This is a genomic window from Butyrivibrio sp. NC3005 (assembly GCF_000424545.1).
Classification (GTDB): domain Bacteria; phylum Bacillota; class Clostridia; order Lachnospirales; family Lachnospiraceae; genus Butyrivibrio.
The window spans coordinates 53,265-74,682 of record NZ_AUKC01000006.1; the positions used below are offsets into that span (position 1 = coordinate 53,265).

Annotated in this window: 10 protein-coding genes and 4 pseudogenes; all 14 read left to right on the forward strand. The window is 35.6% G+C overall.

The window, feature by feature from the left end; translation table 11 throughout:
- Nucleotides 1-72 precede the first annotated feature (72 nt).
- Nucleotides 73-3,325, forward strand: a pseudogene (locus tag G634_RS21940) (DEAD/DEAH box helicase family protein).
- Between the two features lie 22 nt (nt 3,326-3,347).
- Entirely contained in the window at nt 3,348-5,156 is a 1,809-nt protein-coding gene (locus G634_RS0102655) for a GmrSD restriction endonuclease domain-containing protein (RefSeq protein ID WP_026503999.1), read from the forward strand.
- Between the two features lie 244 nt (nt 5,157-5,400).
- Entirely contained in the window at nt 5,401-5,688 is a 288-nt protein-coding gene (locus tag G634_RS0102665; protein WP_026504000.1) for a helix-turn-helix domain-containing protein, read from the forward strand.
- Between the two features lie 124 nt (nt 5,689-5,812).
- Nucleotides 5,813-6,273, forward strand: a pseudogene (locus G634_RS0102670) (IS110 family transposase); the annotation flags it as partial.
- A gap of 74 nt (nt 6,274-6,347) precedes the next feature.
- Complete coding sequence (locus G634_RS22065; protein WP_051233638.1) at nt 6,348-6,641, forward strand: helix-turn-helix domain-containing protein; 294 nt, start codon at nt 6,348-6,350, stop codon at nt 6,639-6,641.
- A gap of 169 nt (nt 6,642-6,810) precedes the next feature.
- Nucleotides 6,811-6,873, forward strand: a pseudogene (locus tag G634_RS21945) (integrase DNA-binding domain-containing protein); the annotation flags it as partial.
- 133 nt (nt 6,874-7,006) lie between these two features.
- Nucleotides 7,007-7,174 (forward strand): annotated as a pseudogene (locus G634_RS21495) (tyrosine-type recombinase/integrase); the annotation flags it as partial.
- A 142-nt stretch (nt 7,175-7,316) separates the two neighbouring features.
- On the forward strand, nt 7,317-7,775 hold the full coding sequence (locus tag G634_RS0102685; protein WP_026504003.1) for a low molecular weight protein-tyrosine-phosphatase: 459 nt from the start codon (nt 7,317-7,319) through the stop codon (nt 7,773-7,775).
- Between the two features lie 442 nt (nt 7,776-8,217).
- Nucleotides 8,218-10,215, forward strand: a complete 1,998-nt coding sequence (locus tag G634_RS0102690) for a 2-isopropylmalate synthase (protein ID WP_026504004.1) — start codon at nt 8,218-8,220, stop codon at nt 10,213-10,215.
- A gap of 314 nt (nt 10,216-10,529) precedes the next feature.
- A complete protein-coding gene (locus G634_RS0102695) occupies nt 10,530-11,531 on the forward strand; it encodes a peptidylprolyl isomerase (RefSeq protein ID WP_196805273.1) in 1,002 nt (333 codons plus the stop codon).
- 3 nt (nt 11,532-11,534) lie between these two features.
- Complete coding sequence (locus G634_RS20090) at nt 11,535-12,587, forward strand: acyltransferase family protein (RefSeq protein ID WP_051233639.1); 1,053 nt, start codon at nt 11,535-11,537, stop codon at nt 12,585-12,587.
- 489 nt (nt 12,588-13,076) lie between these two features.
- Nucleotides 13,077-15,164: a molecular chaperone HtpG gene (gene htpG / locus G634_RS0102705; protein WP_026504006.1), complete on the forward strand. Its 2,088-nt coding sequence runs from the start codon at nt 13,077-13,079 to the stop codon at nt 15,162-15,164.
- Between the two features lie 314 nt (nt 15,165-15,478).
- Nucleotides 15,479-19,132: a DUF5717 family protein gene (locus tag G634_RS0102710; RefSeq protein WP_026504007.1), complete on the forward strand. Its 3,654-nt coding sequence runs from the start codon at nt 15,479-15,481 to the stop codon at nt 19,130-19,132.
- An 81-nt stretch (nt 19,133-19,213) separates the two neighbouring features.
- Nucleotides 19,214-21,394: a DUF5716 family protein gene (locus G634_RS0102715; RefSeq protein WP_026504008.1), complete on the forward strand. Its 2,181-nt coding sequence runs from the start codon at nt 19,214-19,216 to the stop codon at nt 21,392-21,394.
- Nucleotides 21,395-21,418: the final 24 nt, after the last annotated feature.

The window sequence follows — 21,418 nt, forward strand, 5'->3', positions numbered from 1 at the left end:
AAAGCAGTCCATTGCAAGCAAGCTTGCATGTCCTGCTTCAACCGTCTCCGCGGTCATGTGTTTCTCGTAGCTATGACAAATTTCGATTATCTTAAAAAGGAGCCGAAATTCAACACATTTTCCGATGTGGCAATTGCAGCTGAGAAAATATTATATATAGATCCTACCTCCTGCATCATCAACTGCCGCAGGGCAATGGAGTTTGCCATAAAGTGGATGTATTCGGTCGATGCGTCCCTTACAATGCTATACCAGGATAATCTGATAAGTCTCATGAGCACAGAGGAATTCAGAGATATCATCGACGAAGACCTTATGAAGCGTATGGACTTCATCCGCAAGATGGGTAACAATGCTGCTCATTCTGGCAAGAAGATTACAGAGGACCAGGCGATTCTTTGCCTTAAAAACCTTCAGATTTTCTTTGACTTTGTGTGTTACTGCTATGCTGATGAATACGAAGAGCACAGCTTTGACAAGTCTTTGCTAACAAAGGGCGAAACCGAACAGGTTACAAAAGATTTCCCGGACGTTGATATTGAGAAACTCATTGCAGAGAATTCTGCATTAAAGAAAGAGCTGACATCCCGTCGTGAGAAGCAGGCTTTAGACTATGTTCCGAAGCCGCTGGATTTTTCTGAGTATAAAACACGAAAGATTTATATTGATGCCATGCTTATGGATGCCGGTTGGAAAGAAGGTTCCGACTGGATCAATGAAGTAGAACTTCCGGGGATGCCTAATAAATCCGAAGTCGGCTATGCGGACTATGTTCTTTATGACAATACTCATAAGCCACTTGCTGTTATAGAAGCAAAGAGAACCTGCGTCGATGTATCTAAAGGACGTCAGCAGGCAAAGCTTTATGCGGATCTTTTAGAGAAACAGTATAAGAGAAGACCGTGTGTTTTTTTAACAAATGGTTTTGAAACAAGAATTATAGATGGACAGTATCCGGAGAGAAAGGTTGCCTGCATATACTCCAAGGCAGACCTTGAAAAGATGTTCAATCTCAGAAGGATGCGGACATCCCTTGATCATATAAATGTAGATAAGAAGATTGCCGGTCACTATTATCAGGAAGCTGCAATTAAAGCAGTATGTGATAGCTTTGATAAGAAGAATCGCAGAAAAGCCCTTCTTGTCATGGCAACAGGTTCCGGTAAGACAAGAACTGTAATAGAACTGTGCCATGTGCTTCTTGATGCGGGATGGATTAAGAATATCCTTTTCCTTGCGGACAGGACATCGCTTGTAACTCAGGCAAAGAGGGCGTTTGTAAACAACTATTCATCCCTTTCGGTGACAAACCTTTGTGAAGAGAAGGATAACTATAATGCTCACTGCGTTTTCTCTACGTATCAGACTATGATGAACTGCATTGATTCTGTAAAGGTTGAGGATCAGAAACTGTTTACCAGTGGCCATTTTGACCTTGTAATATGCGACGAGGCACACAGGTCTATTTATAACAAATACAGAGACATTTTTACATACTTTGATGCTCCACTGGTAGGTCTTACGGCTCCGCCGAAAGATGATATCGATAAGAATACTTATGAGATATTCGGATTGGAGCCCGGAGTTCCGACGTACGGTTATGAGCTTGGACAGGCTGTAACCGATGGATATCTTGTGGATTTCCTGTCTGTAGAAACTAAACTTAAGTTTATAGAACAGGGAATCGTTTATGCGGATCTTTCCGATGAAGATAAAGCTATTTATGAGAGTACATTTGAGATGGAAGACGGAGATATTCCGGAAGCTATCAGTTCATCCGCGCTCAATTCATGGATATTCAATGAAGATACCATCCGTCAGGTACTGTACACTGTTATGACAGAGGGTATCAAGATAGATTATGGTCAGAAGCTTGGTAAGACTATCATTTTTGCAAAAAAACCATGATCATGCGGAGAAGATTCTTGAAATCTTTAATAAGGATTACCCGCATTTGAATGGATTTACTCAGGTAATCGACAATAGGATTCCTAATAAGTTGCCTCAGATTGCGATATCCGTTGATATGATGGATACCGGTATCGATGTACCTGAAGTATTAAATCTTGTATTTTTCAAAAAAGTATTGAGTAAATCAAAGTTTTGGCAGATGATTGGCCGTGGTACCAGACTTTGCCCGGGACTTGTAGATGGAGAAGACAAGAGCAAGTTCTATATCTTTGATTTCTGTGGGAATTTTGAATTCTTCCGAATGGGAGAAGGTCGTCCAACAGCTAATATGATTGCTTTACAAGGAGCAGTATTTAATTTGGAATTCCAGATTGCCTATAAACTTCAGGACATTAATTCTCAAGTGAATCGATTGATTGCGTATCGTAATCAGTTGGTTCAAATGATGACGGGAAAAGTGAAGGAATTAAATCGCGAAAACTTTGCGGTTCGTCAGCATATTAAATATGTGGATTTATATTCATCTGAGAGTAATTACCAGGCACTTACATATGAGGATACATTATTAGTTCGAGAAGAATTGGCTCCGTTGATTTTGCCGGATAGTGATGAGGCTTCAGCGGTTCGTTTTGATGCATTGATGTATGGATTAGAATTAGCGCAGCTTGCGGGGAAAAAGTATGGCCGGTTGAAATCTGATTTGTTTGATAAGGTTGGCGGAATAGCAACCGTTGCAAATATTCCGGAGATTCTGGTCCAGAAAGAGTTGATTGAGAGAATCCTTAATACCGATTATGTAGAACGTGCAGGAATTGAAGATTTTGAACATATTAGAGATAGTCTGCGTAATCTAATGAAGTATTTACCTCATCGAAAGGTTCGTTATGATACAGATTTTTCGGATGATATTTTGGATATACAGTGGAATGAATCTGAACTTGAGAATGATGAGCTGAAGAATTATAAGGCGAAAGCAGAATATTATATTCATCAGCACCAGGATAATATTGTTATTGCGAAGCTTCGTACAAATCAGCCACTTACTCATTTTGATGTGGAATCACTTGAAGAGATTCTTTGGAAAGAAGTGGGTACGAAAGAGGACTATGAGCAGGAGTATGGGCAGAAACCTTTGGGTGAATTTGTTCGTAGTATTGTAGGCCTTGATATGAATGCTGCTAAGAAAGCTTTCTCTGAATTCCTTGAGGATACGAATCTTGATAGCAAACAGATATATTTCGTAAACCAGATAGTAGAATACATCGTACATAACGGCATGATGACAGACCTTTCTGTGTTTCAGGAATCGCCGTTTACAGATCAGGGAAGTATTGTTGATATCTTTACTGATTTAACGGTTTGGAGCGGGATTAGAAAAGTAATAGAGAAGATAAACGCAAATGCGGTAGCGTAAATATTAAAAAAGGGGAATGAAAATGTCTAACTATGATGTAAACAACATTGCTGTAAGTTCATTGCTTGCAAGCATTAAAAATGGTGAAATTGCAATTCCAGAGATACAAAGACCGTTTGTATGGGATAGTACAAAAGTAAGGGATCTTATCGATTCTTTATATCAGAATTATCCGGTAGGATATATCATTGTTTGGCAAAATCCGGATGTCCGATTGAAAGATGGAACTATGTCTATAGGCAAAAAAGTTCTTATAGATGGTCAGCAGAGAATAACCGCCTTGACAGCCGCTATTGTTGGACAGGAGGTAGTTGGATCAGACTACAAGAAAAAGAGGATAGTTATTGCGTTTAATCCGCTTGAAGAACAGTTTGATGTTGCAACACCGGCGACATCTAACGATGTAAAATATATAAGTGATATATCGGAAATTTTTAATCCTTCTTGTGATGTATATGGTTTTGTGGAAGATTATTGTGAAAAGAATGGACTGGAAATAAAAGAAGAGAAGTCAAAAATTTCTAAAGTAATCACAAGATTAAAAAGTATTGAGAATAATAATCTGGGCGTGATTAATCTTTCACACGAACTTGATATAGAGCAAGTTACTGATATCTTTATACGTATTAATTCCAAAGGAGTGGTTTTGTCTCAGGCTGATTTTGCAATGAGTAAGATTTCAAGTAATGAGATATATGGTGGAAATATCACGCGAAAGATTATTGATTATTTTTGTCATTTGATGCAGTCTCCGGCAGATTATGAGCTTATAAAGAACAATGATGTTGAGTTTTCAACTACGAGTGAATTTGACAAGATTAAATGGGTAGTAAAAGAAAATGAGGACATTTATGTTCCGGATTATACGGATGTTTTAAGAGTCGCATTTACTTATAAATTTGTTAGAGGAAGATTGTCAGATTTGGTGGCGTTGTTATCCGGGCGTGATTTCGAGACTCGTGAGTTTAAAGATGAAATTGCGGAAACATCTTTTGAGGAATTGCGTGATGCAGTGTTATCCGTTGTAAATGAGACTAATTTCAAGAGATATTTGATGATTCTTAAATCAATAGGTATTGAGAAGGCATCTCTTGTAAGATCGCAGAATGTATTGAATTTCGGATATACATTGTTCATAGGATTGCGGAGTCGAGGAATTGATTCTAATGTCATAGAAAAAACAGTTAGAAGATGGCTTGTGGCTACAATGCTTACGGGAAGATATTCTGGATCTCCTGAGTCTTCGTTTGATTATGATATCAAGCGTTTTATGTTTTTGGATAATCCGCTTGAGTATTTAGAACAATATGAGGCTGGTTCACTTTCTGACGCATTTTGGGAGCATTCTTTGGTTGATCATTTGAATACTTCTGTGGCAAGCAGTCCGTATTACAATGTATTTCTTATGGCACAGGTTAATGCACACGATAAGGGATTTTTATCTGAACAGATAGAGATTAAAACAATGCTTGAAGAACGTGGCGACATTCATCATTTGTTCCCAAAGAAATATTTGATGAAAAATGGAATTACAAATAAGAGCCTGTATAATCAAATTGCAAACTATGCTTATTTACAGACAGAGATTAATATAAAAATCAGTGATGATGCGCCAAATGAATATATGTCTGTGGTTCTTGGCCAGATTGAAACAGGCCAGGGAGTGTATGGTGGAATCACTAACATGATTGAACTAAAGAAAAACTTGGAAATGAATTGTATTCCGGAGGGCTTTGAGAGTATGACGATAGACGATTATCCAAGGTTCCTTGATGCAAGAAGGAAGCTGATGGCGAAGAAAATAAAAGCGTATTATGAATCGCTTAAGTAATGGGGTATGATAGCAGTAAAATGAAACGAATGATTATTAAAATAAAGCTTTTTCTATAGGTGCATTTAATCGTTTGCGTGACTATCGGAGGTTGTTGAAACGTCAACATTTTTTATATGTTGATTGGTTATCATGATATGGTTAAGAATTATCTCGGAAAAGAAAATATTAAATTCGCTGAAGAACATGATTTTGTAACTAAAGCTGAGGGAGATACTCTTATGATAGAAAGGATGAATAAATCATGAGAACTTTTAATGATATGCTTGATAAGCAGATGCAAGATGATGAATTTAGAAAAGAATATGAAGCTATTCAGCCTGAGATGGACGTAATCAGAGCTATAGTTGATGCTAGAAATTCACAGAATCTTACTCAGAAGGAACTTGCTGAGCGCACCGGTATCAATCAGGCAGATATCAGCAAAATCGAGAACGGAACCAGAAATCCATCACTAAATCTGTTAAAGAGATTGGCTGATGGTATGGGTATGGCTCTTAAAATAGAGTTTGTGCCTAAACAGAGAGCATAAATTACTTAAGACTCCGGCTTATCATAGCAATATGACGTTTTATGTAGAACGAGGTTACAGCATGCAAAGAGACCTGTGGATCTTATAACAGCAGCATCAAATACTTTTAAGGAGAATCACAATTATGATCTATGTTGGTATCGATGTTGCCAAGGACAAGCATGACTGCTGTATTCTTGACGACGAAGGCAGAAAACTCTATTCAGTCTTTACCATCTCGAATGATAGGGTCGTTTTTGATGAGCTGTTCTCCAGAATAGAAGAAGTGACTTCTGATAAGACAGAAATAAAATTAGGTCTTGAAGCTACCGGTCACTATTCTAACAATCTTTTGGCATCGCTCGTTGATAAAGGTTTCCCAATCGTTGTTATCAACCCGCTACACACAAATCTTTTCAGAAAAGGTCTAAGCCTTAGAAAAACGAAAACGGATAAAGTCGATGCCTCTTCGATTGCTATGATGTTGATGACCGATAGGATCTCAAGCCCTACTCGGAAACATCATATCACAACGAAGAGTTGAAATCATTAACCCGCTATCGTTTTGATAAAGTTCATGAACGTTTGTCTGTTTATGAAAAGATTAAGGCAAGGAAGCTTTTGAGATTACAGACAACTATATAAAGTGTAGAATTCCGTATGATGAAAAAGTATTGGAGATGAGCAAGAAAAATGTCGGTATAAATAAAACGGAAAAAGCTGTACTAGGTATACTGATAAGTAATCCGGAAAAAACAGCTGGGGAGATGGCTGTAGAAGTAGGTGTAACAAGGAGAACGATAGAGCGGACGCTGGTCAGTTTAAAGAATAAGGGTCTGATAGAGCGAATTGGATCGAATAAGAATTTGAGAAAGACTCGGTTTGAGTTTGGAAAGGGAGCCAATACAGTTATTGGAGAAAATGATTCGGGAAAAAAGCAATGCAATGACAGCAATGCGAATTTTGCTAGATGATGATTATTTTTATAATACAAAACGTTTAAAAGAATCGGATTTCTCTGAGAATAAGCACATCAAATAATGAAAACAGAACAAAAAATACGTGGCAGGCGAACAGCCCGATTGATATAATGTCAATGTCGGGTAGTTCGCTTTTTCTATTATGACAAGGAGGACTACAAATATGAGTGAAAAAAGAAAGGATAACAGAGGAAGAGTTTTACACAACGGAGAGATACAGCGTAAAGATGGCAGATATCAGTTCAAGTATATTGATGCTGACGGAAAAGAGAAGTTTGTAAAAGAGGATCCTCATTTTTGCAAATACTATGAAGGGATTTATATTCTTTTCCATACGGGGCTTCGCATCTCGGAGTTCTCATGTATGCCGCCATACCTACTGTTCCAACATGGCAAAGTCTGGGATGAATCCGAAAACGCTTCAGTATCTTATGGGACATGCTGACATCGGAACCACGCTTAATGTCTATACTCACGTGAATTTAGAGGATGCAAAAGCGGAGATTGAGAAGCTGAATTCCCAGTGAAAAACTCAAGGTGTAAACGAAAAATAATTACACCTTACTTTACACCTTTTGCCGGTGTAAATATGCCAAAATATGCATATATTATGCCGGTAAATGAAAATGAAAAAGGTGTCTAAGCCCTGATAAAACAAGGAAAAACGATATGATAAAGATATTATTCGTCTGCCACGGCAGCATTTGCAGAAGCCCTATGGGGGCATATCTATTAAGAGACATAGCAGCAAGAAAAGGATGGGGTGAAGCTGATATTCATATTGAAAGTGCAGCAACCTCAGCAGAGGAAATCGGAAATCCGGTATATCCTCCAATAAGGAAAATATTAGAAAGTCATGGTATTAATTGCAGCGGATATAAAGCAAGAAGGCTTAAAGCTGATGAATATTGGGACTGGGATTATATTATAGTTTTCGACGAAGAGAATATGAGAGAAACTAAGAAAATCTGGGGATCTGACTTGGGTCACAAAATTCACTTTATAAAGAGTTATTCCGGAAAAGAAGGATATGTAGAAGATCCATGGTATACCAGAGATTTTGAAACTTGCTATCAGGAAATTAAAGAAGGCTGTGAAAAATTCCTAGAGACAATTGTAAGGGTGTAGTCTTTTTGCTGATGATTATCCTAAATTTCAGCAAGAAGTCATAGGTTCTTGTTTTCATCAGGAAAATCAAGAACCGTACCAGACCAAAATTTGTCGTCAAGAGAAATTTTGTCCTGCGAAGCAGGATTCTTGCTGATGATTATCCTAAATCTCAGCAAGAAGTCATGACTTCTTGTCACTTACATTCAGAAACTCGCATTTACTGCGAGTTTCGTGAGAACAAAAGTCAAGCTGAAACTGTTAGCATGTTTACTGATTATAATAATCTGAGAAATACTCTAAATAATGCAATGCACTCTGACGATATATTGACTAGATTAAAATAAATCAATCAAAACGATTAAATTTATCACTAGTTAAAAAATGTCTATATGATATGATAATATACATCAAGATATTTGAAATAAAATCATGTTTGATAATCTAAGGAGTGAAGTGCAGTATGGAAAATTTTCAGAAGTATACTAGACAGTATTTTATGCCACCTATTTGTACCTATGATTGGGTTCAAAAAGATTATATCGATACACCACCTATTTGGTGCAGTGTTGATTTGCGTGATGGAAATCAGGCACTTATTGAGCCGATGAGTCTAGATGAAAAACTAGAATTTTTTACCATGCTGGTTAAGCTTGGATTTAAAGAAATTGAAATTGGCTTTCCTGCAGCTTCAGAAACAGAATTTGAATTTGCTCGTACTCTTATTGAGAGAAATATGATTCCTGAGGATGTGACGGTTCAGGTGTTAACACAAGCTAGAGAGCACATTATAAGAAAGACTTTTGATGCTATAAAGGGTGCACCAAGAGCTATTATTCATTTGTATAATTCTACATCTGTTGCTCAAAGACAGCAGGTTTTTGGCAAAGACAAAGAGGAAGTAAAACAGATAGCAATTGATGGTGCACAGCTTTTGAAAAAACTGGCTAATGAGACAAGTGGAAACTTTTCTTTTGAGTATTCACCGGAAAGTTTCCCAGGAACTGAAGTTGATTATGCAGTTGAAGTATGTAATGCCGTTTTGGATGTATGGACTCCAACAGAGAATAATAAAGTTATTATCAATATACCTACAACGGTTGAAAATGCAATGCCACATGTGTTTGCTACTCAGGTTGAATATATTCACAAAAATTTGAAGTATAGAGATGCGGTTACTTTGTCACTTCATCCTCACAATGACAGAGGAAGCGGAGTTAGTGATGCTGAACTTGGTATATTGGCAGGAGCTGACCGAATAGAAGGAACTCTTTTTGGTAATGGTGAAAGAACAGGTAATGTAGACATTGTTACACTTGCTCTTAATATGTTCTCACATGGAGTTGATCCAAAACTTGACTTTTCTAATCTTCCAGAAATTGGAGAAACATATGAACGTCTTACTAGAATGTCTATTTATGATCGTGCTCCTTATGCTGGAGGCTTAGTATTCACAGCTTTTTCTGGATCACATCAGGATGCTATTGCCAAAGGTTTTGCATGGCATAAAGATGAAAAGGATAATGGACTTTGGACTGTACCATATCTTCCGATTGATCCAAAAGATGTTGGGCGAAATTATGACGGTGATGTCATTCGTATCAATAGTCAGTCTGGAAAAGGTGGTGTCAGCTTTATTCTTAAGACCAATTATGGACTTACAATTCCAAAAGATATGCAGGCAGATGTAAGCTATACTATGAAGGATATTTCTGATAAAGAGCATGCTGAACTTTCTCCTGCTAGGATTTATGAAGAGTTTGAGAAAAAATACGTCAAGAATACAGAAATTTTCCAAATATTGGATGCACATTTCCGCCAGGGAGATGGAATATTTGCAACGATTACTGTTTTGTATGGTGGAAAAGAACATGTGATTGAAAGCATGGGTAATGGTCGATTGGATGCTGTCAGCAATGCTTTGAAGCAGTATTTTGATATTACTTATGAGGTAGTTACTTATGAAGAGCATGCGCTTACACATGGATCTACTTCAAAAGCTATTTCGTATGTTGGAATTAATCAGGATGGAAAGACTTATTGGGGTGTAGGCATGAACGAAGATATTATTACATCTTCAATTGATGCGCTTTGTTCTGCAGTGAATACACTTGATTCGATGAAAAATAATGGAGATGGACAAGATGAGAGAATAAATTCTATCATGAATTATATTCAAGACAATTATTTAACAGTAACACTTGAAGATCTTTCTAACCAGTTCTTCTTGTCAAAACCATATCTTTCCAAATACATTAAGGAAAAGAGTGGTAAAACTTTTGGAGAGAATGTTAAAGCTATCAGACTAAAAAAAGCTTCTGTTCTGCTTAAAAATGGAAATATGAAAGTTGAACGAGTCGCAGAGGCAGCAGGTTATCAGAATGTTGAACACTTCAATAGGCTTTTTAAGAAAAAGTACGGAATGACACCAGTTCAGTACAGAAGCAATGTAAAAAATTAAATCGTTACTGTGTTGGTATACTCAAAAGAAAGCACTAACATTAAATTAAGTCAGGTCCATTTTGGATTTGGCTTAATTTTTTTTGGAGTTATGATATAATGGAAACGATATATTTTTGTCGGTTTAAAGAAGGATTTACAATTCTAGTTATTTGTAAAAAATCTGAGAATCTACTTATAAAGTGTGAAGCCTTCTAGTGATATCATTAGTTTTTAGACAGGAAGTACATCATCATGTTTTTGAAAAAAATCAAAAAAAATTCAATATATTTACTACTCTTATTGTTACTAATGCCCCAGCTTTCAGGGTGCAATTTGAAACAAACAAAAGAGGATGAAAAGACAAAAGTTGTTTTTACAACAGGCTTTGGAAGAAATGAAGTATTTAGAATAGAAGACAAGTCATGTTCTTTAAAAGAGCTTAAGGTCTTTTTGCTTAATACGCAGAATTCATACCAGCAGCTTCTAGGAAGTGATATCTGGAATGCAAAACAAAATGGTGAGAGCCTTGAAGAAAAGATTTGTTCATCATCTCTTGAACGAATAGCACAGATTAAGACAATGCGCCTTTTGGCTGAAAAGTATAAGATTACGCTTACAAAAGATGAAGAAAAGAGGGTTTTAGAAGCTGCCAAAGAGTATTATGAATCTTTGTCAGATGCTGACATATCGCAAATGGATGATATAACTCAAGAAGATATTCAGCATCTATACGAAGATATAGCTTTTTCTAAGAAGTTATATAAGTACATGATACGTGACATTAATCCTGAAGTAAGCGATGATGAGGCAAGAACCTTAACTGTTGAGCAGATTTATAAGAAAACGTATGTCAAAGATGTTGACGGTAACAAGAAAGAAATGTCTAAACAGCAGAAAGCAGCTGTTTATAAAAAAATGGAAGAAGTTAAGAAAAAGATTGCTGATGGAGCTGAGTTTGAGGCACTTATAAGCACTTATAATGAGGCTGCAGAAGACACAATTTCTTTTGGAAAAGGTGACAAGGAAGAGGCAATTGAGAATGCTGCTTTTAACCTGTCTACAGGTCAGATTAGTAATATAGTGGAAACTTCTGATGGATATATTATTTTGAAATGCGTAACTACATTTAATAAAGAGGAAACTAAAGCAAATAAAGAGAAAATTGTTGAGCAGAGAAAAAGCGAAGCTTTCAGCAAGGAATATGATTCATTTGCAACATCTTTATCTAAAGAAGTTAACAAAAAGCTATGGAAAAAGGTGACTTTGTGTACTGATAAAAAGGCTACAACACATACATTTTTTGATGTTTTTGAGAAATATTTTGGAGAAAAGTAATCTATGCAGACAGGTAAAAGAGAATTTTGGATAGACCATATAAAAGTGATTGCCTGTGTTCTGATTCTAGTGGGACATTTAATGCAGGGATTACAGAATACTGGTATTATGAAACAGACCTTTTTGGGAGGCTACATTCTGTATGCAATGTATCTGTTTCATGTGCAGCTGTTCTTTATGTGTAGTGGATATCTTTATGGTAAGAGCGAACATATTTGTGACTTTTCAACCTGGATTAGGCACTTTTATCACAAATTGATACTACTGGGTGTACCTTATTTTTCTTTTGCAATACTTACATGGCTTTTAAAGAATATTTTTACTGATTTAACCAATATACGAACGGGTGATATGGTGAGTTTTTTGTTTCTGTCTCCGGGAACTACGCCATACTGGTATTTGTATACATTATTCTTCTTGTTTGTGCTTATTCCTAACACACACAATATGAAGAAACTGCTTGCGCTTAATTTGTTTTTCTACATGTTGTACCTTATATCTGGTTCTTTTGCAGGTAATTTCTTTTTATTATCAATCGCAGAGTACGGATTTTGGTTTGTGCTTGGAATGCTTTTGGAAAGAATTTTTTTATCTATGGATTCATCTCGAAAAGATGTATTTATAGCAGGAATTGTATTTGAATGTATATTTGCGGTCTTGAGTTTTTTGTTGTACAAAAACTTTATTAGAGATAGATTTAGTCCCTGGACAATTCTCCTAGGATTTGTTGCTGTTGTGGGAATTTGCCTTATTACTAGGTTTGCCTGCTACAAAAGAGGGGAGAATCCAATAATAGAATGGCTTGTACCGTATACTCTTCCAATCTATCTTCTTCATACAATTTATGCAGCGGCAATTAGAAATGCTCTATTATTTTTTGATATAAAGTCAATACAGTTGCATTTTTTGCTGGGATTTTGTGCTGGATTTTTTGGATCCATATTAACAGCTATGGTTATGAAAAAACTGATTTTTCCATACTTTTTCTTTAATCCATGGAAAACTGTATCGATGATGCAAAAAAATGGAATAAATAATAAAAAAATTGAATCTTGATTGTTTTTTAGAAGATTACAATTATTGCTGGTTTCTAAAATAGGAATCAAGCGATATAAATGTATTTATAGATATTATATTGCAAAACAAAAAAGAGCCTGTTAAAGGCTCTTTTTGCTGCACTGGATTTATAAAGCATAAATCCTAGAACATGGAGTGCTCTATGTGCAATGTAGAAAACAATCAATTGTATCACAATGCAGCTTATATATTAGGGGAAATAAGCTGCACTCATATGCGTTACAATAGGTGTATATTATGTGCGCTGAAGTTGGAAATGCTTAAACTTTTTCAACGCTCCGCTATTATAAATGCAACAGCAAATTAATGCAATAGGCAATTTGAATTTTTTGTATTTTGTTTTTGTTAGCACTCTTTATAATTGAGTGCTAATTTTTTATTGACTTTTGGTCATAAGGGATATAAACTTGTTCTTATGTAGGGATAGTGAATCCCGTTAATTATATTTCAGGAAAGGAAGATGTAACTATGGCTTCAAAAAAGGGTAATCTTTCAATTAACAGTGAAAATATGTTTCCAATCATAAAGAAGTGGTTGTATTCTGATCATGATATTTTTTATCGTGAAGTTATTTCTAATGCATGCGATGCTATTACAAAAGTTAAAAAGATGGATGCAATGGGAGATTATGCACTTCCGGAAGACTTTAAGCCAAGGGTTGATGTTATTCTTGACGATAAGGCAAAGACTATCACTATTACAGATAATGGTATTGGTATGACTGCCGAGGAAGTAGAGGAATACATTAACCAGGTAGCTTTTTCTGGTGCAACTGCATTTCTTGAGAAATACAAGGATAAGGCTAGTGATGACCAGATTATTGGACATTTTGGTCTTGGTTTCTATTCAACATTTATGGTTTCAGAGAGTGTAGATATTGAGACTCTTTCATATAAAGAAGGTTCAACAGCTGTCCACTGGACATGTGATGGCGGCTCAGAGTTTGAGATGAGTGAGGGAAGCAAGGATAGTGTTGGTACTACTATCGTTATGCATCTTTCTGATGATTGTCTTGAATTTTGTAATGAGTATAAGGCAAGAGAAGTAATTGAGAAGTATTGCTCCTTCATGCCTTATGAAATCTATTTGTCAAAGGCAAATGAAGACAGAGACGAGATTATTAAAGAGTCTGAGAAACTTGATAGTGATATAGTTCTCGAGGAAGTTATCCCTGAACCAAAGAAAGAGGAAGTAAAAGAAGGCGAAGAGAAAAAAGAGGAAGAGAAAAAGTTTAAGATTCGCAAGAGACCTCAGCTGATTAATGATATTCATCCTCTTTGGACCAAAACTCCTAAGGATTGCACAAAAGATGAATATTTGGATTTCTATCGCAAGACTTTCCATGATTATAAAGAGCCTTTGTTTTGGATTCACCTTAATATGGATTATCCATTCAATCTTAAGGGAATTCTTTACTTCCCTAAAATTAACATGGAATTTGAATCTGCAGAGGGCGTGATTAAGCTTTATAACAATCAGGTATTTATCGCAGATAATATAAAGGAAGTAATTCCTGATTATCTTATGCTTTTAAAGGGTGTTATTGATTGTCCTGATCTTCCGCTTAACGTATCAAGAAGTGCTCTTCAGAACGATGGATTTGTAAAGAAGATTTGTGATTACATTTCCAAGAAGGTTGCTGAGAAGCTTTCTGGTATGTGTAAGACAGAGAAAGAAACTTATGATAAGTATTGGGATGATATAGCTCCTTTCATTAAGTATGGTTATCTTAAGGATGAGAAATTTGCTGAGAAGATGAATGACTTTATTCTTCTTAAAGATCTTGATGGCAAATATCTTACAATTCCTGAAGCACTCAAAATAAATGATGCAAAGGATGAATCAACAGAAAATGCTACTGATGAAGATGGTAAGAAGGTTGAGGCAGAAGTAGTAGATGATAACAAGGATAAGAAGGAAGAAGAGAAAGAGCAGAGAACTATTTATTATGTAACAGATCCTCAGCAGCAGAGTCAGTACATAAGTATGTTTAAGTCTCATAATATGACAGCGTTTATTCTGAATTCTCATATTGATACTCCTTTCATTCAGGCTTTGGAGTCAAAGAATACAGATATTAGATTCCAGAGAATTGATGCTGAGATTACAGATAGCTTTACATCAGAAACTTCTAAGGAAACAGAGAAAGAGCTCGAAGAGGCTTCCACAAAGCTTCAGGAGAAGATGCGCAAAGCAGTTGGAAATGATAAGCTTACAGTTAAGATTCAGAAGCTTGTAGATGAGAAAGTTTCTTCAATTCTTACTGTATCTGAGCAGAGTCGCCGTATGCAAGATATGATGCGTATGTATGCACTTAACGGAATGGGTGGAATGCCAGAAGATATGCTAAAGGATGATGAAACTCTTATTCTTAATGCTAATCATCCTCTTGTAAAATATGTTTTAGAGCATGAAGATGCGAAAGACAACAGAATGATTTGTGAGCAGCTTTATGATTTGGCTAAGATTCAGAATGCACCTCTTACAGGTGATGAAATGGCTAAGTTTATTTCTCGCTCAAATGACATTATGGTACTTCTTACAAAAGAAAACTGATAGTCTATAAAGGCAATGAAAAAAGAAAAATATTTGAAGATTCAGATTTTTAACTGAATTTCAGATATTTTTCTTTTTGTTTTTAAGAATAATTAACAAATTCCCTTTTATTTATTGATTTATGGTAAAATATATGATATAGGATTTTGAGTAGTTGGATAAAGATTGCTTACAGCATGATATAGGCAGAAAGTAATCTGTGAGGAATTCTTTGTGATAACAAATGTTGAAGAGTAGGTAAATGTTGCTGACAAAAGTAAAATAATAGTCGGTGATATAAGAAATAGTTTTGAATCAAGGGGAATGACATAATTTTGAAAGAAATAGTTGAACGTTTATTAAATGGACAGTTTGAATATAATCGAGGCGATCTTGACTTTTCTACTAAAAGAATCGAACTAGAGATTAATGAAGGTGAAGAGTATGAAGGAAGCTTTCAGATAGTAGGACCTGTAGATAAGGTTACAGAAGGAATTGTGTCATCTACAGAACTTAGAATGGTTGTTTTGAATGATGCTTTTTCTGGAGAAAAGGATGAGATATCATACAGATTCAAGAGTGAAGGACTTGTTGGCGGTGATGTTATAAATGGTAATTTTAGGATAATATCTAATAGAGGAGAGTATATTATTCCGTATACAGTTACCATTAAGAATATTACAGCTTCATCAAGTCTTGGAGATATCAGAAATCTATTTCATTTTGCTAATCTGGCTAAGGCAAAATGGGAAGAGGCATTGCGTCTTTTTTATACGCCTTCATTATTTCATCATATTTTAAGCGGAAACGATGCTCAGTATGAAGGTTTATACCGTGGTCTTGTTAAGATTCCGGGCTCTGAGAGCAACATGGAAGAGTTTCTTATAGGAATAAGTAAAAAGCAGCCGATGGTTTATCTTACTGAATCTGAGAATATTGAAATGATCTTAGAGGAAGGTGAGAATGTAGATGACTATGAAGTTCCTGTACATAGAAGTGGATGGGGATATTCTAAATTAAATATTGTTTGCGACGGAGATTTTCTTGAAGTTGATAAAACAGAGCTTGTAAATGAAGATTTTATAGATGGAACAGGATATTTTCATATTAGAATAGACAGCAGTAAACTTCATAGTGGTAAGAATCTTGGAAGAATTCGTTTACAGAATATTTCTACAGATATTGTTATACCTATTACCTGTCTTGTGCTTAATAAAGAGCCTTTGAGTAAAGGGTATCATGAAAAAAAGCTCATGACAGTTGAATTGATGAAACTTTACATTGATTTTCGTTGTAGAAAACTTAATTCTAAACAGTGGCTTTTAGATACTGGTAAGCTTATTCAGAAGATGATTGCTTCTTCTAACAATGATTTAGAATATGGTCTTTATAATGTTCAATACCTTGTCACAGCTGACAAGAATAGTCAGGCTCAGTTTGCACTTGAACAGTTAAAGCCTGTAATGGAAATGTTAGATAGTACAAAAACTATTTATGCCGATGAAATAAAGGCATATGAGTTATATTTGGAAACACTTATTTCCAGACAGGAAGATGAGATAGGAGAAGTGGCTCTCAAGATAGAAGAATTATACAAGAAGAATCCGGACAGTTGGAGAATAGCATGGCTGCTTTTGTATGTATCTAACAAATATTCTGGGAACAGTAATGTTCAAAGAAGATTTGATTTATTGGAAGAACAGTTTGAGAGGGGATGTAGGTCACCAATTTTGTATCTGGATGCGATGCAGTGTATGAGGCTATGTCCAGCACTTTTGCGAGTCTTAAATGATTTTTCTTTATCAGTGCTATATTTTGCAACAAGATATGGTATTATGACCATTCCTGTTATGGAACAGATGACTTATTTGGCGCTTCGTTCCAAAAAATATGATAAAAAGCTGTATAAGATTTTAAAAAACAGTTATGACATACATCCTTGTGATGAGATTCTTGAGGCTGTATGTGCTTTGCTGATTCAAGGAGATAAAACTGATCCGGAAAGTTTTCTCTGGTATCAAAGGGGAATTGAGCGTCAGCTTCGTGTAACAAGGCTGTATGAGTATTATCTTTTGTCTGTTACGACAGATAATGAAGGCAGACCTACTGTTGAACTAAGCAAACTTGCCTTGATGTATTTTTCATATCAAAGCGATTTGAATTGGGAAAGTAATGCTGTTTTGTATAGATACATGTATGAACATCAAGATGATTACAAGCAGCTTTATGATGTGTATAAACCTCAAATAGAGCAGTATCTTTTGCAGCAGATTGATAAAGGAAATATATGTCCTGCGCTTGGCTTTTTATATCAAAGACTTATCAAGCCTAGCATGGTTAATGCAGAAAATGCTTCTAAACTATTATCTCTTTTGTATATGAATGAGATTAAAGTTGGAAGATCTGATATCACAGAGCTTATCGTTGTTTATGATAAGTGTAGAAGTCAGATGCGCTACAAAATAGTGGATCAAAAGGCATATGTTCCTCTTTACGGAAGTGAATATACACTTATATTATCTGATGACAAGAATCATCGTTTTTGCAGTAGCGTTGAGTACGAAGTAAAGAAGATGGTCTCTTCCACTTCTCTTTCAGAACTAACAGTTCCATACATACAAAAGGGAACAGCCAATTTGGATCTTTTTCTATCGGAGCTTTCAAAAAGTGCAGCAACGGTTACTTTGGAAAACGCTGAAAGATATAGGGATTTAGTAGAATCAGATGTAATAAGAGAAGACGTACGTGCACAGATTCGTTCTGAACTTATAAGGTTTTATTATGATAATGATTTTATGAGACAGCTTACAGAATATCTGGAAGCACTTTCACCTGATAATCTTAATGCATGGCAGAGAAATGAAATGCTAGAACTTATGGTTCTTACAGGTATGTATGATAAGTCTTTGGATTGGATAAAACGATATGGCTGTTATAAGGTTGATCCTAAGATTATTATGAGACTATGCGGAAGATCTTTTGATGTAGATGCTAGTGGAACTGATCAGGAAATGAGTGAGATTAGCTGGTATGCCTTTAGTAAGGGCAAGTATGATGAAGCAACGTTGGAATTTCTCTGCAAGAATTATCAGGGGACAGTCAGAGAAATGAGGGATTTATACAAGGCTGCTGAATCATTTGGAATAGAGTCTTGGGATCTTTTAAATAGAACACTTGGTCAGATCCTTTTTACTCAGACATATCTTGGGGACTCTACTACTTTATTCAAAAAATATGTTAAGCTGGGAGCAAATGCCGATCTTGAAATGGCATTTCTTGCACAAGAGTCTTACAATTACTTTGTTCATGATAATGTTGTCGACTCGTATATATTTGAACGTATAGGTGCTCTTGCTCTTGCAAAACAAATGAGTATGCCTATCATATGCATGGAAGCATATTTGAAATACTTTGCTGAGAATAAAGATAAGGAAAAATGTGACAATAGCGTATGCAGAAAATTTATTCTGCATCTTATTGAACAAAAACTGTATTTTTCATTCTTCAAAAAGTATCTGTATTTGGATGAAAAAATGCAGTATTACGTCGATAAGACAATACTTGAATATAAGAGTGTTCCACATGCTCATTGCCTTGTTCATTATATGATGGTTAATCAGAGTGCAGAAGAAAGTTCAAGCCTCCCGGCAACAGCTTCTGACTATGAAGAAATAGAAATGAAAGAAATGGCTGATGGAATATATGTTACCGATTTTGTTCTGTTTTTTGGAGAACAGGTTCAGTATTATATTACTGAAGAGTTCGTGGAAAAAACTGCAGGCGGCAAAAATCTTGCAGGAATGCAGCAACTTACAGAAAGCGGTACTCTTACAGGGGCAGAGAACAGCCCAGATAGCAAGGGTTTGTTTCATTTAATAAATGAAATGACTACAGCTAAAGTGCTTGAAGATGAGAAAACTTTGCAGAGAATGCTGAATGATTATCAGAAAAAGAATGCTTTAGTTGAGGAGTTTTTTGATGTTCAGTAGTTATTATGTCACTGCTAGAATATGATAAATATTTTGCAGTAACTTATTGACAGTATAGATAGGGAAAATAGGTAATCGTGAATGTTTTTTGAGAATAAAAAGTCTAGTTTTTTTTGCCTTGGATATGACATCTGTGAAGAATACAGTCAAATATCATATTTTGCTTCGAATGCGGATAAGCCAGACACTCTTTCAGTTGTGACGGGGGTTGAACAGTATAACATACCTACGGTTCTAGCCAAGAAAAAAGGAGAATCTATTTGGTATTTCGGAAAAGAGGCTGTGAGTAGAATAGAAAGTGGTGATGCAATTTCTGCGGGAAATTTGATAGCTAATGCTAGAAAAAAGATTCCGCTTCAGATTGAAAATACTGTTTATGATCCAATAGCTTTGTTGGCACTTTTTATTAGAAGAAGCTTGTCTTTGTTGTCAATGGAGGCACCGCTTGAACATGTAAGTAGAATAGTATTTACGTCAAGAGTATTAGATGAGGATATGATTGGTATTTTGAATCAGGTCAAGCAGTCATTGAATTTCCAAAGTGCCACGATTATGTATCAGAGCTATGAAGAAAGTTTGTACTATTTTATGCTTAATCAGCCAAGAGATTTGTGGCTTAAGGATGCTTTTGTTGCTGACTATTCTTTTGGCAAGATATGGATGTATAGGTTAAAACTTAATAGAAGGACAAAGCCTGTAGTAGCAACAATAGATAAAATAGAAATAGATGACCTTGCACTTGCAAAGAAGGAATTGCCGACCGATACTAGGAAACTTGAGATGCTGGATGAGCAATTGTTATATTATCTCAAGAAAAATTTGGACAAGTCTATAACATCCTCTGTATTCCTTCTAGGAGAAGCATTCAAGAATACGCAGTGGCTTCAGAGAACGCTGAAATATTTATGCAATGGAGGAAGAAGAGTTTTTCAGGGTAATAACCTTTTTTCAAAGGGAGCAAGTATAGCTGCTATGGAGCAGGAAAGACCGAGCGAATTTATGAAAAACTTTGTTCTTCTTGGAGAAGATAAAGTAAGATTCAATGTTGGTATGAAACTGCTAAAGACAGGACAGTTAGTATACTATGCTTTAGTAGATGCAGGTGTTTCATGGTTTGATGTTGGAAAAACTTTTTCTGTAATATTAGAAAATGTTGGAACTATTGATGAACCTTCACTTTTAGCAATGGAAGTTATTCCGGTTACAGGTGGAAAACCTCATTTCATGTATATGCCTTTGGATGGACTTGTTTCCCGAAAAAGGAGAATGACAAGGCTTTTGATTCAGCTTGATATGATTAACAGGAATGTATTAAGAGTTCATGTTACTGATCAGGGTTTTGGAGAATTTGTCCCATCCTCGCAAAAAGAATGGATAAGGGAGATGACTCTTACAAATTCGTTGAATGACGAGTGCAAAGAGGGTGTTATTTCTAATCTTTTGCTTTGTGCAGGCAGAGAATCTAATAACGGTATTACACTTAGAAAGTTTGATATAAGACTTCATTCAATAGAAGAGTTGTGCTATTTGATTGAGAATAACGCATTTATGATTGAAGCTGAGGATTTTTCAGATGATTTGCTGGAATGGATAGAAAATGGATGTCTTCTTGAACCGCTTGCTTCTGAACTTAGGTTTTTGAAAAATAATAAAGCTTCATCCAAAAAACTGGTTATGACTGTCATAGATTATGTTAAGTATAATTATCCAGAGAAGATTGCAGATATTTTGTCAGCTCAGGAATCTAGTGAAAATATGGATTATTATGACAGAAAAATATTACGGGCAAAGTTCATGGTAGATGCTGGATTTCTTGCAAATGCTTTTGAATTATATACAGAAGTTGAAAAGAGTCTTCCGGATACAGCTATAAGTAAGCTATGTAGAGTGTATCACAATCAAGCTGTTATTCTGGCTAAACTGTTTTATTTTGACAGTGCAGCAGAGCTCTTTTTGAAGGAATATAAGCTTGGACATAATGAAAATGCTTTTATTTCATTTTTATGTGCAAAAAGACTTGAACTTTCGGATAAGGAATATGTTGATTTTGTTTCTGAAGATCACGAGAGATTTACCTACTCCATGGAAGTTGAACGTATTATGAAGAAAGTTCTTGGAAACTATGAAAATAGCAACGAAAAGCAGGAATTAGACAAAATTTCCAACAGTTATAACGAGGGCAACAACCAGATTTACGAAGAGAAAATCCAAAAAGTATTAAGCGATGTGAAAGAGAAATACAGATTGATGTTTAGAAACTAAACGAAAAATTCGAGAGAGGAGACC

What these genes read in the sequence shown, in the direction of transcription:
- G634_RS0102715 (WP_026504008.1), top strand. Translation starts at nt 19,214, where the DNA reads ATGTTTTTTGAGAATAAAAAGTCTAGTTTTTTTTGCCTTGGATATGAC.
- htpG (WP_026504006.1), top strand. Translation starts at nt 13,077, where the DNA reads ATGGCTTCAAAAAAGGGTAATCTTTCAATTAACAGTGAAAATATGTTT.
- G634_RS0102685 (WP_026504003.1), top strand. Translation starts at nt 7,317, where the DNA reads ATGATAAAGATATTATTCGTCTGCCACGGCAGCATTTGCAGAAGCCCT.
- G634_RS0102655 (WP_026503999.1), top strand. Translation starts at nt 3,348, where the DNA reads ATGTCTAACTATGATGTAAACAACATTGCTGTAAGTTCATTGCTTGCA.
- G634_RS20090 (WP_051233639.1), top strand. Translation starts at nt 11,535, where the DNA reads ATGCAGACAGGTAAAAGAGAATTTTGGATAGACCATATAAAAGTGATT.
- G634_RS0102690 (WP_026504004.1), top strand. Translation starts at nt 8,218, where the DNA reads ATGGAAAATTTTCAGAAGTATACTAGACAGTATTTTATGCCACCTATT.
- G634_RS0102665 (WP_026504000.1), top strand. Translation starts at nt 5,401, where the DNA reads ATGAGAACTTTTAATGATATGCTTGATAAGCAGATGCAAGATGATGAA.
- G634_RS22065 (WP_051233638.1), top strand. Translation starts at nt 6,348, where the DNA reads ATGAGCAAGAAAAATGTCGGTATAAATAAAACGGAAAAAGCTGTACTA.